General features: G+C 60.4%; 15 protein-coding genes. 8 read left to right on the forward strand and 7 right to left on the reverse strand.

Translation table 11 applies throughout. The annotated features are described in order from the left end of the window. Positions 1-106 precede the first annotated feature (106 nt). From cysQ to AC1RO0_RS05755, 3 genes are all read left to right on the forward strand, one after another. Entirely contained in the window at positions 107-901 is a 795-nt protein-coding gene (gene cysQ / locus AC1RO0_RS05745) for a 3'(2'),5'-bisphosphate nucleotidase CysQ (RefSeq protein WP_498591928.1), read from the forward strand. Between the two features lie 231 nt (positions 902-1,132). Then, a complete protein-coding gene (sciP, locus tag AC1RO0_RS05750) occupies positions 1,133-1,408 on the forward strand; it encodes a CtrA inhibitor SciP (RefSeq protein ID WP_007533628.1) in 276 nt (91 codons plus the stop codon). 349 nt (positions 1,409-1,757) lie between these two features. Beyond that, a complete protein-coding gene (locus AC1RO0_RS05755; protein WP_012652124.1) occupies positions 1,758-2,039 on the forward strand; it encodes a GNAT family N-acetyltransferase in 282 nt (93 codons plus the stop codon). 189 nt (positions 2,040-2,228) lie between these two features. Here the strand turns inward: AC1RO0_RS05755 and AC1RO0_RS05760 are convergent, their stop codons facing one another. Continuing rightward, positions 2,229-2,585, reverse strand: a complete 357-nt coding sequence (locus tag AC1RO0_RS05760) for a hypothetical protein (RefSeq protein WP_007703800.1) — start codon at positions 2,583-2,585, stop codon at positions 2,229-2,231. 440 nt (positions 2,586-3,025) lie between these two features. On the opposite strand from AC1RO0_RS05760, the gene ctrA reads away from it, so the two are divergent. Continuing rightward, the gene (gene ctrA / locus AC1RO0_RS05765) at positions 3,026-3,727 is read left to right on the forward strand and encodes a response regulator transcription factor CtrA (protein WP_007703801.1); all 702 of its coding nucleotides are present in this window, start codon (positions 3,026-3,028) and stop codon (positions 3,725-3,727) included. Positions 3,728-3,864: 137 nt separating this feature from the next. On the opposite strand, the gene AC1RO0_RS05770 is transcribed toward ctrA, so the two are convergent. Both AC1RO0_RS05770 and chpT read right to left on the reverse strand, forming a co-directional pair. Next, positions 3,865-4,227, reverse strand: coding sequence for a response regulator (locus AC1RO0_RS05770; protein WP_368509916.1), 363 nt, complete (start codon positions 4,225-4,227; stop codon positions 3,865-3,867). 207 nt (positions 4,228-4,434) lie between these two features. After that, entirely contained in the window at positions 4,435-5,082 is a 648-nt protein-coding gene (chpT, locus tag AC1RO0_RS05775; protein WP_498591929.1) for a histidine phosphotransferase ChpT, read from the reverse strand. Between the two features lie 306 nt (positions 5,083-5,388). Here chpT and AC1RO0_RS05780 point away from each other — a divergent pair, with 306 nt between their 5' ends. Both AC1RO0_RS05780 and AC1RO0_RS05785 read left to right on the forward strand, forming a co-directional pair. Further along, complete coding sequence (locus tag AC1RO0_RS05780) at positions 5,389-6,003, forward strand: DUF1134 domain-containing protein (protein WP_229202536.1); 615 nt, start codon at positions 5,389-5,391, stop codon at positions 6,001-6,003. A gap of 186 nt (positions 6,004-6,189) precedes the next feature. Then, positions 6,190-7,356 (forward strand): hypothetical protein, encoded by a 1,167-nt coding sequence (locus AC1RO0_RS05785; RefSeq protein WP_498591930.1) that lies wholly within the window; start codon positions 6,190-6,192, stop codon positions 7,354-7,356. Positions 7,357-7,383: 27 nt separating this feature from the next. Here AC1RO0_RS05785 and AC1RO0_RS05790 read toward each other — a convergent pair whose 3' ends face one another. Beyond that, positions 7,384-8,214 carry a TrmH family RNA methyltransferase gene (locus AC1RO0_RS05790; RefSeq protein ID WP_498591931.1) on the reverse strand — a complete coding sequence of 277 codons (831 nt, stop codon included), beginning with the start codon at positions 8,212-8,214 and terminating at the stop codon, positions 7,384-7,386. Between the two features lie 10 nt (positions 8,215-8,224). Next, positions 8,225-8,602, reverse strand: coding sequence for a hypothetical protein (locus AC1RO0_RS05795; protein ID WP_498591932.1), 378 nt, complete (start codon positions 8,600-8,602; stop codon positions 8,225-8,227). Positions 8,603-8,651: 49 nt separating this feature from the next. Here AC1RO0_RS05795 and AC1RO0_RS05800 point away from each other — a divergent pair, with 49 nt between their 5' ends. After that, positions 8,652-9,677, forward strand: a complete 1,026-nt coding sequence (locus AC1RO0_RS05800) for an RluA family pseudouridine synthase (RefSeq protein ID WP_498591933.1) — start codon at positions 8,652-8,654, stop codon at positions 9,675-9,677. A 367-nt stretch (positions 9,678-10,044) separates the two neighbouring features. Continuing rightward, positions 10,045-10,953 carry an RNA polymerase sigma factor RpoH gene (gene rpoH, locus AC1RO0_RS05805; RefSeq protein ID WP_498591934.1) on the forward strand — a complete coding sequence of 303 codons (909 nt, stop codon included), beginning with the start codon at positions 10,045-10,047 and terminating at the stop codon, positions 10,951-10,953. Positions 10,954-11,044: 91 nt separating this feature from the next. Here the strand turns inward: rpoH and AC1RO0_RS05810 are convergent, their stop codons facing one another. Beyond that, entirely contained in the window at positions 11,045-13,348 is a 2,304-nt protein-coding gene (locus AC1RO0_RS05810) for a hypothetical protein (RefSeq protein ID WP_498591935.1), read from the reverse strand. 61 nt (positions 13,349-13,409) lie between these two features. Next, entirely contained in the window at positions 13,410-14,705 is a 1,296-nt protein-coding gene (locus tag AC1RO0_RS05815; protein WP_498591936.1) for an adenylosuccinate synthase, read from the reverse strand. Positions 14,706-14,810: the final 105 nt, after the last annotated feature.

Here is a 14,810-nt window from a genome sequence, read left to right on the forward strand (position 1 = left end):
GTAAAAACGTGATCGACGCCGGGTCTACACTTCATAGTGAAGACCTCTTAAGTATTATAACTCCCAACTTGCAACGCAGACGAGCTGCGGAAAGACGAACAGGCAAATGCTCGCGACATTTGAAAAAGCGGCCCTTGAGGCAGGTAAGGCCATTTTGGAGGTCTACCGCGCGGGCTACGCTGTCGCCTTGAAGCAAGACCAGAGCCCCGTCACCGTCGCCGACGAACGCGCCGAACATATCATTCTCGAGCATCTGACGCGCGACTTCCCCGACATCCCGGCAATTGCCGAGGAATCGGTGGCTGCCGGCAGGATTCCCGACATTCGCGGCCGCTCCTTCTTCCTCGTCGATCCGCTCGATGGCACGCGCGAATTCATCGAGCATCGCGACGAGTTTACCGTCAACATCGCCTATATCCACAACGGTGCTCCCGTCGCCGGGATCGTTTTCGCGCCGGCGCTCGGCATTGCCTTCACCGGAGAAGGCGGCGAGGCGCGCAAGCTCGCCATTTCGGACAATTTCACCGTCTCCGACCGCTCGATCATTGCCGTGCGCGGGCGGCCCGACAGGCTGCTGGCGCTTGCCAGCCGCTGCAACAGCAGCCCGAGGACGGACAGCTTTCTGGAAGAAAACGCCGTCTCTGCCTGCACTTCGATCGGCTCCTCGCTGAAATTCTGTCTTCTCGCCGAAGGCAAGGCCGATGTCTATCCGCGCTTTACTCGCACGATGGAATGGGACACGGCGGCCGGCGACGCCGTATTGCGCGCCGCCGGCGGCTCGACCGTCACGCTCGACGGCCATCCCCTCGCCTACGGCAAGACCGATCAAAGCGAGGATTCCGATTTCGCCAACCCCAATTTCATCTGCTGGGGCGGAAAGAAAAATCTGGTCGACGCGTAGTTTTCGATCCGGAAACGTAAGTTTTCACTGACAAAAAATAGTGGCGAAGCCTGTTTTCTCCTACGAATTATAGGGGATTGCTTGGCCGGTTGTGGCACCATGCCAGGTGCAAATCAGCCCGCGGCGGTTTTTCTTAAAATTCTTAGCAAAGTGTTACTATGCGCTTAGGCAATTTTTAAATGTGGCAAGCTAGAGTGGCTCTTGTGGTCTTGAGTATGTGTAGAGAGTCCAATGACCGAAATGATACGTCCCCGAGTAAAGTATGTCATCGGCCCCGATGGCAGCCCGCTGACGATAGCCGACCTGCCGCCGCCGAACACGCGCCGCTGGGTTATCCGTCGTAAGGCCGAGGTTGTCGCCGCTGTGCGCGGCGGCCTGCTGAGCTTGGAAGAAGCCTGCGAACGTTATACGCTCACTGTCGAAGAGTTCCTTTCCTGGCAGTCGTCCATCAATTCCCATGGCCTCGCGGGCCTGCGGACGACCCGCATACAGCAGTATCGTCACTGACGATTGCAGCAGCCGCGATATCCGTTTGATCTTCGGTTCGGGCCTCCTTCCCTCCTCTCCAGGACAAGAAGAAGGCCCGAAATCATGATGCAGCCAGCGTAAAAACCACAGACCTGGCTGTATGGACGTCGCGGCAAGCCCGCCTGTTTTGGCGATAGCCAAGCGGCCGCGGAAAACCGCATTTGGCAAATCAAGCATAAAATCCGTCCAATTGGACTGTTTAATACTCTCCTTGATATCGAAGTGATATTCGAGAAGGAGACGAGACGATGCGTTGCCGATTTCACCGGTTGGCAGCTCGCCTTCCGCATGTCACTCTTCCCAATATGCAACATTTGGGAGGTTGATCATGGATATTCGCAACGAAAACAATGCGTCAGGCGGCCGCTATGTCGCGACGGTCGAAGGCCACGAGGCCGAGATGACCTTTTCCCGCGCGTCCCCGAACCTTATCATTATCGATCATACCGGTGTTCCGGATGCGCTTCGCGGCAAGGGCGTCGGCCAGGCACTCGCCCTTCATGCCGTCGAGGAAGCCCGCCACGGCGGCTGGAAAATCATCCCGCTCTGCCCCTTTTTCAAGGCGCAGTCTCTACGTCATAAAGAATGGCATGACGTTGTGAATATGTAGGCGTCCCTTCAGCAAGGACGGCCCACTTTTTCTCCAGAAAACACCAAAAACCGTGCATGGCCGGCCCAATCAAGGCCAGTCATGCACGGCTCTCGTGCCGTTCCCGTCGCTTCCCGTATCCCCCGGAAAACATTCCGATTTCGGAACACAGTCGGCTTAGGGGCAACAGCTGGCGACGGAATGGTTAGATCAGGCGCGTGCCCTAACCGGACCAGAGCCGTCACGCTCTTCCAAGGCTGCCGCCTTGGCATATTCGGCCTGCATTTCTTCCAGCGATGTTTCCAACGCCTCTTCCTGCACCTGCAATTCCCGGATCGACACCTGCAGGTTGTCCGCACGCTGGCGTGCGGCCTTGGCAAAGGTCGGGTAGGCAAAGTGGCTCGGGTCGACAATGCCGGACTTTTTCTCTTCCAGCACGATCTGGCTCTCCAGATCCTTTGTCATACGGTCGAATTCCGCCATCATCATCTGCAATTGCTGCAACTGACGGCGTTTTTCGTTCACCTGAAACTCTTTCAGGCGCGTTAGGCTCTCACGTGACTTCATACGCATTACTCCCGTGATGCGAGACCCCGGCTCTCGATAAAATGACCCGCCGCGCCGCTTTGAAACGGTTTGGTTAAAAAAATTTCCAGCGATCTTAATAAAAACCTACCGCTGGTAACCTTTCGTTTACGGGCATCGTTAATGATAGGGACAATGATTTAAGGGTCAGTAAATGCCGCAGTCGGAATTCGATATGTTGGCATTGGCGAGTCGAATGAATCACTTGGCGTGTCTTCTTAATGCAACACTTTAGGATTGATATTTGCCGATTGTCTTTGGAAAACAGTGCAATGGAAAAATTATTTAATAAATTCGATACGACTTGCCAGAGTGAATCAGAATTTGTTAACCATTCCATGGCAGCTTCCAAATCAGGCAGTGATTTGTTCGGTATCGCGTAGGGGGCTGACGACCTTTCGGCGGCGGTAAAGGGGATAATTATGCGGGTTCTATTAATTGAAGACGATAGCGCGACAGCGCAGAGCATCGAGCTGATGCTCAAATCCGAGAGTTTCAACGTCTACACCACCGATCTCGGTGAAGAAGGCGTGGATCTTGGAAAGCTCTACGACTACGACATCATTCTGCTCGATCTTAACCTTCCCGACATGTCCGGCTACGAAGTGCTTCGTACCCTGCGCCTGTCGAAGGTAAAGACACCGATCCTCATTCTCTCCGGCATGGCCGGTATTGAAGACAAGGTTCGCGGTCTCGGCTTCGGTGCAGACGACTATATGACCAAACCCTTTCACAAGGATGAATTGGTCGCACGAATTCACGCCATCGTCCGCCGTTCCAAGGGCCATGCCCAGTCGGTGATCATGACCGGCGAACTGATCGTCAATCTCGACGCCAAGACCGTCGAAGTCGGCGGCCAGCGCGTACATCTGACGGGCAAGGAATACCAGATGCTGGAGCTGCTTTCGCTCCGCAAGGGCACCACGCTCACCAAGGAAATGTTCCTGAACCACCTTTATGGCGGCATGGACGAGCCGGAACTCAAGATCATCGACGTCTTCATCTGCAAGCTGCGCAAGAAGCTCGCAAATGCCGCCGGCGGCGCTAACTACATCGAAACTGTCTGGGGTCGCGGTTATGTGCTGCGCGAACCCGACAATAACGAGCTAGCCGAAAGCGCCTGAGCCGCCTACCCCACAACCGCCACACCAATCGAAATCCCGCCGCATCAGGCGGGATTTTTTGTTGTCGGTGTCACTGCAACAAAAAAGCCGCCCGGAGAGGCGGCTGTCATCCATAGACTGGAACGGCTTGGCTGGGATCAGGCCGCGATGGCGCGATTGCCGAAAACGGCAGTCAGGATCTTGCGGTCGAAAGGCTTCAGAAGGAAATCGGTGGCGCCGGCCCGTTTTCCGGCCATCAGCTTGCGCAGATCCGCCTCGATGACGCAGTAGTAGATCTTCACGTCCTTGCCGTTCGGCATGGCGCGGATGCTGGCGATCAACTCGAGAGCGCCTTCCATGCCGGCATCGACGATCAGATAATCGGGAATTTCAGCCTGGCAGCGCGCCAACGCCTCGCGGGCATCGCCGGCTTCGCTCACGAGAAAATCCAGCTCTGACAGAATGCGCTTGCCGACCTTGCGTACGACATCCGACGTATCCGTAATCATGAACCGCTGCATTATCCGCTCCTTCGCGCCCGGTCGCCATCGGTCGGGCACCAACCTCAAATTGGAACGATAGGGGCGCGAGGCTAAGGATTCGTTACCGTTATATTGTCAATTGCGCGAACGGCCAAAAGATTGTGCAGAGGTATTTCGATACACGTAAAAATACCCCCGCAACCGGTTCCGTTGCGGGGGTATCGAAATAGAGTCTACGAAAACCGACTATTCGCCGCGCATGGTGGCGATGAAGGTCAGCTCTTCCGGCGTGGCCTTGTAGGAAAGTTCCATGCCGCTCTCGTCAGCCAGAAGCACGGTGTAGTAAGGCTGGATCGAATGGGCGTCGACCGCCTCTTCCAGCGTGCCGGAGCAGATTTCGGCGAATTTCGGCGGAACACGCATCAGCCGGCCCTTGGTGGTGATCGTGAACTTGGCGTCAAGATCGGGATTTTCCAGCGTCACGTCGATATTGCCGCCGCGCGGGATCGAGCCATAGGCGACGAGGAAGAGATTGAGCAGAAGCTTGACCCGGTTCTTGGGGATGATGGCGCGCGGGCCGGTCCAGCTCACCTCGGCCTTCTTTTCGGCGGCGGCGAAATCCTTGGCGGCACGCTCGGCCTCGCCCGTATCGATCGAGGCGCCGACAGAACCGGAGGCGCCGAAGGCAAGACGCGCGAATTTGAGGCGGACCGAAGCGTTGAGGGCGCTGGTGCGGATCAGGTCCATGGCATCGGCATCAGCACCGCCCTCGTCGAGCAGCTCCAGGCCGTTATTGATCGCACCGACCGGCGAGATCACATCATGGCAAACGCGGCTGCATAGCAGCGCGGCCAGATCCGGTCCGGTCAAGGTGAGGTTCGGATTCTTCGACATTCATTGTCTCCTGAATGCTGACAAGGCGGAACGCCGTATGATTTTACGTTGCCACGGCAAGATTGCTCGAGGATTGCCGCAGGCGGCGTACCACTCGCCATAAAGACACCATATTTGGTAAACCGATTGTTAAGATGATCGACGCAAAATGCATTCATCACCACCAGACTTTTTCGCGCGCGAATCGCCGTGCGGAAATCGGGCGGAACAGTCTGGAACGGGGAGCGAGGCATATTGGGCGCGTTCATGCGAATGCGCCACACGCCCGCTCTCAATCGCACCGACCATGATGAACGGATGACTGACATGCGCTATCAACTCCTGAAGAGAATGCCCAGCCCCGGCTCAAGAACGGTAGGCCTCGGCTTGATCTTGGCCATCGTTGCGTTCGTGAGCTTCGCATTGCCGGTTCGTCAGGCGGCGGCGGCGCCGACCAACCAACACTATTCGATGCAGGAAATCGTCGACGCCGGACATTCCTTCTTCGGCTCCACCAGCGGCGGCCTCGCCAAGGTCGTTGAACGCGCCTTCCAGCAATATGGCCTGCCGAACGGCTACATCCTCGGCCAGGAAGGTTCCGGCGCCTTCATCGCCGGCCTGACCTATGGCGAAGGCCAGCTCAACACCAAGAATGCCGGCGAACACCCGCTCTATTGGCAGGGGCCGTCCCTCGGCCTCGATTATGGCGGCCAGGGCGCCCGCGTCATGATGCTGGTCTACGACCTGCCGAGCATCGACAGCGTCTATACTCGTTTCGGCGGCGTCAGCGGCCAGGCCTTCGTCGTCGCCGGCTTCGGCATGACGGTACTGAAGAACAACAACATCGTGCTGGTGCCGATCCGCACCGGCCTCGGCGCCCGTCTCGGCGTCAATCTCGGCTACCTCAAGGTCACGCCGAGCGCGACATGGAATCCTTTCTGAGGTTACGAGCAATATCGCCTCCCATGCCTTCGATCTCCTGGCCCGCGCCAATCGCGGGCCTTTTCTTATCCGGGAACGTCGGCCCGCCGGTAAACCATATCCGATTTAAACCCTTGCCCGTCGGCTCGCCCCCATGCTTAATCAATTCACCGATATCGCAAACAACTCCCAGATGCAGGCAGTGCCGTGATTGAATTTGCTCTGTTGTTCGGATTGGGCTTTCTAACCGCCGCCTTTCTGGCTTTCCTGATTGCGCCCGCGATCCATCGTCGCATTGTCTGGTTCACGGAAAAGCGGCTGAAGGCCACGATGCCGCTGAGCCCGCAGGAAGTGCGAGCTCAGAAGGACATGGCACGCGCCCTTTTTGCCGCCGAGAACGCCAAGACGGAACAGCGGCTGACCCAGGAGCGGGACAAGGGCGTCGCGCTGCAGATACACAATGGCAAGCTTCTGCAGGAAGCCAGCCGCTTTGCTGCCGAGAGCCGCGAGTTGCAGACCCGCATCGACGATCTGGAAACCGAGGCCGGCGAGCTGCGCTCACGCCTGCGCCGTGAGGAAAGCGATATCAGCCAGCTGAAATCCGGCGTGCATGCGGTCGAGCAGGCAAGTGCCGAAAAGGATGCCGATATCGACAGCCTGCGCAAGCGGATGACCAAGATGGCCGCCGACGCCGATAATCTGAAGATCGATCTGGCGGCGCGAGAAACCGAAGTCGAAAGCCTGAAGCTGCGCATCAACACGTTGCGGGACGAGCGCGACACGCTGCGCCAGGATCTGAACCAGGCAAGCCAGCGCGCCAGGGATGCCGAAACGCTGCTGGGTCAGGAGAGCGACAAGGCCCGGCGACTCGACGAGCGGCTGAACCGGGAGATTGCCGGCAACGCCGACAAGGAAACCGCGATGGCGCGCCTGAAGGACAAACTGGAAGCCGGCAATGGTGAGGCACGACCAACCGGCCGAACACCCCGCGCCGCCCATCTCGTCTCGTCCGCCAAGCGGGCCAACGGCGCCAAGCCGATGGCCGAACAGGCAATCCCGGCAACCGCGGACAATGACGCCAACGCATCGAAACCGGAGCGCAGCTTGGAAGACGATATCGCCCATATGACGGAAGAGGTGCGCAATCGCGCCGCAGCCCTTTCGGACCGCCTGTCCAAATCGCGCTCACCGGCGCATGACCAGGCCATGCGCGAGGAAATCGCCGTTATCGCCGCCAACATGGTGGCGCTGACCGCCCGCCGGGAAGGCGATCAATCGCCGATCTTCGATCTCCTGCCGAAGGAAGCCAACCCCGCCGCACAGGGCACGCGCCTTAGCCTCGCCCATCGCGCCGCCGCCCTCTTGCGGAAATAGCCGCAAAGGTTCGGTGAAGGCGGAAATTCAGACCCGCTTCAGCAGCGATGCCATCTCGAAAAGCGCGATGCCGCTCGCCGTCGCCACATTCAGGCTATCCAGCCCCGGCGCCTGCGGTATCCGCACGCTGCCAAAACCCGACAGGATCTCCTGCGGCAGCCCCTCCCCCTCCGTGCCGACCACCAGCGCCATACGATCCGTTGGAGGAACGGCGCGGATATCGGTGGTTCCGCGCGGCGACAGGCTCCAGATAGCAAAGCCGCGCTCCGCCAGCGCCGCAAGCAGGTCGACATCGCTCAGCTGACGGCGGTAAGGCATGGTCAGCACCGAGCCGACCGAGACGCGCAACGCCTTGCGATAGAGCGGATCGCAGCAAGTCTCGTCCAGCAACACCGCATCGGCGCCGAAAGCCGCGGCATTGCGAAACATCGAGCCGACATTGTCATGATTGGAGATGCCGCAACCGACAAGAACGAGCGAACGTTTCGGCAGCCGTTCGAGAAAGGCGTCCATATCCGTGTCCGCCGTCCGCCGTCCGAGCGCCAGGACACCCCGATGCAGATGGAAGCCGACGATGCCGTCCAGGATCGCGCTTTCCGCAACATAGATCGGCACGTCGGGCGGAAAGGTCGCGATGATCTCTTCCAACCCGGCGGCGCGATTGCGCAGCAACAGCACCTTTTCGGCAACGAAATCCCCGCCAGCTGCATGCGCTCCGGCCAGGAGCCGCAGCACCACCGTACCCTCGGCAATGAAGCGGCTTTCGCGGCCGGTCAGGTCACGCTCGCGGATATCGCGAAACTCGGCGATGCGCGGATCGTCGGGATGCTTGATCTCGATCAGCCGATCGCCCGCCATCGTCAAGCCGTCAGTTGGGGAGCGCTATCGTCGCAACGATGCGGCCGATGCCGTAATCGAAGACGATGGCCTGGCGCTGGCCGCTGGCAAGCGTGCCGTAGAACAGCACCTGATTGCCGGAAAGCGCCGTCGACTGGACAGTAAATCCCTGCGGCAGGGCAGCCGTCACGGAGACGGGAGCGTCCGAAGGAATATTCGAGGCAGCCGAGCCCGCAGGCTTCGCCGGAGCGCGCATCGTCTTATAGACAACGGCGCCGAACACGGCCATAAGGCTCACCACCATGACGGCCGCCGAGACGATCTGCAGGCGGACCATCTTGCGTCGGACACTTTCCAGGGCCGGATCGAGGGGCTTCTCCTCTTGATCGTCTGGCTCGAGATTCGTCATCGATGCGTCCTTATTTCCTGAAGAGCGCCTGTGCGCCGGAGAAATGCGTTTGAGCGACCCCTTTAAAGAAGCCGCGGGCAATAGAAAAGTCCTAACTGCCGATGAAACCGCCGAAGGGCGGCTCGATGCATGGCTGACAGCGCAAATGGACGAGGAATTGTCCCGTAGCCGCATCCAGGCGCTGATCAAGGCCAATGCCGTTCTGCTCAACGGCACCCCGGTGACCGACGCCAAGCGCAAGGTGCGTCCCGGCGACACCTACGAGATCTCAATGCCCGAACCGGAAGATCCGACGCCGCAGGGAGAGGATATCCCGCTCGACGTGCTCTTCGAGGACGAAGACGTCATCGTCATCTCCAAGCCCGCCGGCCTCGTCGTGCATCCCGGCGCCGGTAACTGGACCGGTACGCTGGTCAACGCGCTCATCCATCACTGCGGCGACAGCCTCTCCGGCATCGGCGGCGTGCGCCGACCAGGCATCGTCCATCGGCTGGACAAGGACACGACCGGCGTCATGGTCGTTGCCAAGAACGATATCGCCCACCGCCACCTGTCGCTGCAATTTGCCGACCACGGCCGCACCACGCCGCTGGAACGCGCCTATCAGGCGATCGTCTGGGGCCGCCCGCGCCAGCTCGTCGGCACCGTCAACGCGCCGCTCGGCCGCGCCACCGGAGACCGGACGCGACGTTCCGTCAAGCGCCCCGGCAGCCCGGACGCCGACGAAGCCATCACGCATTATGAAGTGATAGAGCGCTTTCACGAGGCTCCGGACGCCACCGCGCTCGCCTCGCTGATCGACTGCCACCTCGAAACCGGCCGCACCCACCAGATCCGCGTCCACATGGCACATATCGGCCACCCGCTTCTCGGCGATGCCGCCTATGGCGGCGGCTTCAAGACCAAGGCGAACCTCCTGCCGGATGCCGCAAGGGAAGCCGTCAACCGCTTTCCGCGCCAGGCGCTCCACGCCTACCTGCTGCAATTCGAACATCCGCGCACAGGCGAAGTGATGCATTTCGAAGCGCCCCTGCCGGACGATATGGAAGAGCTGGCCGCCATACTGCGCGGGTGAGGATCGGCGACCCCTACAATCACATGGCTGGACGCCTGCCTCTCCCGCGCCTATAATGTGTCTCGGAACCGATTTCCGGCACATCCCTCATCCGCCCTGAACGCAAAGTATTTGCTGTTCAAGTGGTTGGATCCCCCAGGGCCGGAAGATTCGGGAGGATAGTCACAAGGGCGAATGTCACGGCGTGATTAGCATTCACGCCGAGTAACAGCTGCGTGACCATGTTCTTGAATCACTGTTTGGCCGTACTTATCTACATATTGGTTTAGTGCGGGGTCTTCAGACCTGCACGCCTTGGTCAGCTTCGCAAAGAGCGTGCAACACGCCCCCAGAAGGGACCAAATCTCGAATAGGAGGGTGCACATTCATGGCCCGTAATACCTTGCCGTCCATTGCCGCCGGTGAAGCCGGCCTTAACCGTTATCTCGACGAGATCCGCAAGTTCCCGATGCTGGAGCCGCAGGAAGAGTATATGCTCGCCAAGCGCTACGCGGAACATGCAGACCGTGAGGCCGCACACAGACTCGTCACCAGCCATCTGCGCCTCGTGGCGAAGATTGCCATGGGCTATCGCGGCTACGGCCTGCCGATCGGGGAAGTCGTCTCCGAAGGCAATGTCGGCCTGATGCAGGCTGTCAAGAAATTCGACCCGGAACGCGGCTTCCGCCTGGCAACCTATGCCATGTGGTGGATCAAGGCCTCGATCCAGGAATATATCCTGCGCTCGTGGTCGCTGGTGAAGATGGGCACGACGGCCAACCAGAAGCGCCTGTTCTTCAACTTGCGCCGCCTGAAGGGCCGTATCCAGGCCATCGATGAAGGTGACCTGAAGCCGGAGCATGTCTCCGAGATCGCCACCAAGCTGAAGGTCTCCGAGGAAGAGGTCATTTCGATGAACCGCCGCCTCTCGGGCGACGCTTCGCTGAATGCACCGATCAGGGCATCCGAGGGCGAGTCCGGCCAGTGGCAGGATTGGCTGGTGGACGATCATGAAAGCCAGGAAGCCGTGCTGATCGAGCAGGATGAGCTTGATACGCGCCGCCGTATGCTGGCCCGCGCCATGAGCGTCCTGAACGACCGCGAACGCCGCATCTTCGAGGCTCGTCGCCTCTCGGAAGATCCAGTGACGCTGGAAGATCTCTCGTCCGAGTTCGACATCAGCCGCGAACGCGTCCGCCAGATCGAGGTCCGTGCCTTCGAAAAGGTCCAGGAAGCCGTCCAGAAGGACGCGATGGAACGCGCCAAGGCGCTACGCGTCGTCGAGGCCACCGCTTAACGAGCGAGGTGCCAACGCCACACCCAAAGCTTTCAAACAAAAAGGCGGGCCGCAAAGCCCGCCTTTTTCGATTCCAACTATTTGAAGCCAGTTACTGGCCGCTCGAAGCAACGCCGCCGAGCGCCTGCCATTCAGTGATCGCCTTGTTGAAGGCGTCGGTGCCGGTCGGACCTTTTTCCATGGTCAGCAGGGCGCGACGGCCGTTACGATAAACCACGGGGATGTCGATCCAGTTGCGAGTTTTCAACAGATCAAGGTTGGTCTTGCGCGCATCCGGGAAATCGTTGAGCGCGACCATGTAGACATCATCCGTAACCTTGGCCGGCACCGCAATCAGCGCGTCGCCACGATCCTGCTCGGTCGCCTTGAGCGCAATGCGCTGCACGTTGTCGATCGCGCCACCCTCAAAATTCGGCGGAACCTGGAAGGCCAGTTCCACCAGATGGCTTGCCGGAAGCGAAGAGTCCGTATTGCGCGACACGGTGATCGTCGCCGTCAGCCCACGCTGCGGTACGCTGATGAGACCCTGAACGGATGGCTCCGGACGACCATCAGCGCCCTTGCCTTCCTGTACCGACCAGGTGACCGTGCCTTCGAAAGCCGTCGGCGATGTCTGGCCGAGACGTTCCTCATAGAGGAACACCTTCTGTCCATCCGCGACCGGCGCGGCCTGCTGAGGCGTGGCGGAAGCCTGCTGATCAGCGGCAGCCGGTGGTGTCGCGGCCGGGACGGTCGCGGCAGGGTTCTGCGTCGCCTGAGCGGCGTCCGCATTGCCGGCGGGCGCAGCCGCGGCACCAGTCGCTGGAGCGGCGGAAGCGACGTTCTGTTCGGCGACGGACTTGCCTTCGGCCACGCCTGGCTGTCCGCCGGCCGCCGGGCCTTCATCCTCTTCCGTACCGTTTGCCAGCAGGCGCTGGGTGAACTTGGTGTTGACCGTATTCGGATCGCTGTCGAGCGAGGCGACATTGGTATTGCCCGCTGCCGGCGTGGTCGCGGCGGCGTTGCCATTTTGCGCTGGCGTGGTCGCAGGCGAAGCTGCAGGAGGAGTGGTGGCCGGCGCGGTATTGTTGCTGGCGGTGTCCGAAGATGGCGTGCTGGTCGCGGTCTTCGGCGCCGAACTGATGAGATCCGTGACCATCTTGTCGAGCGCTTCGCGGTTCAGCCAGGCGGCATAGCCGCCACCGGCAACGGCCGCAACGCCGATAAGCGTCAAGATAGCAGCAGTCGCGCCGAAACGGCGGCGCTTCGGCTCCATGCGGAAGCTCTTGCCCTGCAGCCGCGACGCCATGTCCCGATCGATATCCGGCGGAATGGAGGAGCCGTTACCGCTATCCCCATTTTCGGCAAGCTTGTCGAAACCGGCGAGTTCCTTGAGTTCGCGCCAACCGTCACTATCAGCCTCGCTCTTCGGCGCGGCTTTCGGCGATGAATGCACGTCGGCAAAAAGATCGACATCGTCAAAGGCATTGTCCGGCACCTGCCGTGCGGGCTGCGCCGGCTTGGCAGCCGGGGCCGATTGCAGTTCCCCGAAGACATCCGCGTCCCAGGCAAAACCGTTATCGACCGTTGCCGTCTTCGCGACAGCAGGCTCCGCGACGGGATGACCGAAGGGAGCCGGCGTGAAGGCGGCGGCGGGCATGACGGGCTCGGGCGTGGCCTGCTTCGAAGGCGCGCCGACCTCGGCCCAAATCTCCTCGACCTGACTGATGACGTCATCGGCGGAAGAGTGAATGACATGCGGTCGCTGCGGAGCCGGCTCAGGCTCGGCGGCAACGGCCGGCTGTTCCTCAGCATGGTGCTGCGGCTCTTCGTAATGAACCTCTTCGTGGACAGGTTCGGCATACTCATCGACAGGCTCGACATGGGCCTCGGCGTGATGAGCCGCCACGGGCTCCGGCTCTTGCGGCGCGTCGTGCCATGCTTCTACCGGCTCGTGTTCGTCCACAACCTCGTGCTGGACATGCACCGGCTCTTCTTCATGGATGGGCTCTTCTTCATAGACAGGTTCTTCATGCGCCGGAACGTAAGCGGCTACTTCCTCTTGCGCATGCACCTCGGCGGGAGCTGGTTCCGGCTCCTCTACGACATGCTCTTCCTCGACATGGTGCTCTTCGGGAAGTCCTACCTGCGGCTCTTCATGCACAACAGGGACTTCCGCGACAGGCTCCTCGGTCGACGGCAAGGCTTCGGCGTGTTCCGCTTCCACCTCGACGATCGCGGTTTCGAGCTTGTCGAGCTGGCGGCGTAGCATCTCCTCCGGCGGACGCGGCTTCATGCTCTCGAGCTGCCGCTGCACGGCACCACGAGCGCGCTCGTAAACCTTGACCCGCATCTCGGGAGTGTTTTCGGTCAGGCCATCCACGGCCCGCCGAATGACTGCTACAAAATCCGCCATCAGTACTTTCTCATGATGCCCGCCACACAGCCGGACCGGGATTCGTCATTAATTCGTGACATTAGCCCTCAAACGGATCAGTCACAAGTATGGTGTCTTCGCGCTCCGGGCTGGTCGAAAGCATCGCCACGGGCGCACCGATCAGCTCTTCCACCTGCCGGACATATTTGATCGCCTGCGCCGGCAGATCGGCCCATTTGCGAGCACCGACGGTCGATTCCTTCCAGCCTTCGAGCGTGATGTAGATCGGCTCGACACGGGCTTGCGCCGCCTGGCTCGACGGCAGGTAGTCGATTTCCTTGCCATCCAGTCTGTAGCCGATGCAGATCTTCAGCTCGTCGAGACCATCGAGCACGTCGAGCTTGGTCAGCGCAATACCGGTAATGCCGGAGGTCTTGACGGTCTGGCGAACCAGTACGGCATCGAACCAGCCGCAACGGCGCGGACGGCCGGTGTTGACACCGACTTCGCGACCGACCGTCGACAGGTGCTTGCCGATCTCGTCATGCAGTTCGCAGGGGAAAGGTCCTTCGCCGACGCGCGTCGTATAGGCCTTGGTGATGCCGAGCACATAGCCGAGCGCCGTCGGTCCGAGGCCAGAGCCGGCTGCCGCCTGTCCCGCCACCGTGTTGGACGAGGTTACGAAGGGATAGGTGCCGTGGTCGTTGTCGAGCAGCGCGCCTTGCGCGCCTTCGAACAGGATGCGGGCGCCCGCCTTGCGCTGCTCGTCGAGCAGCCGCCAGACCTGGTCCATATAAGGAAGAATGTGTTCTGCAACCGAGGTCAGTTCCTCGTGCAACGAATCGAAGGAGATTTCATCGAGACCCATGCCGCGACGCAACGCATTGTGATGCGTCAGCAGCCGGTCGATCTTGGCGGGCAGCGTTTCCGGCTCGGAGAGATCGATAACGCGGATAGCGCGACGGCCGACCTTGTCTTCATAGGCAGGTCCGATGCCGCGACGCGTCGTGCCGATCTTCGTGCCGCTGTTGGAGGCGGCGTCTTCGCGAAGCGCGTCGAGATCGCGGTGCAGCGACAGGATCAGCGGTGCGTTTTCGGCGATGCGCAGCACGTCGGGCGTGACCGCGATGCCCTGGGCGCGCAGCTTCTCGACTTCGGCGACGAAATGATGCGGATCGACGACGACGCCGTTTCCGATAACGCTCAGCTTGCCGCGAACGAGCCCCGAGGGCAGCAGCGCGAGCTTATAGCTGACACCATCGACAACCAGCGTATGACCGGCATTGTGGCCACCCTGAAAGCGCACGATCACATCGGCGCGTTCCGAAAGCCAGTCGACAATCTTGCCCTTGCCTTCGTCACCCCATTGCGAACCGATCACAACTACGTTCGTCATTTCTCCATTCCCGCTTCCTGCGCGCAGAGACGCGCCTTGCTCAAACCCGCGCATCTATAAAGCTTTGTTTTTCGGAAAGCGACCCTGTTGTCTCAGGAGATTCGG

It is taken from the genome of Rhizobium sp. GW821-FHT14E12 (assembly GCF_058803745.1).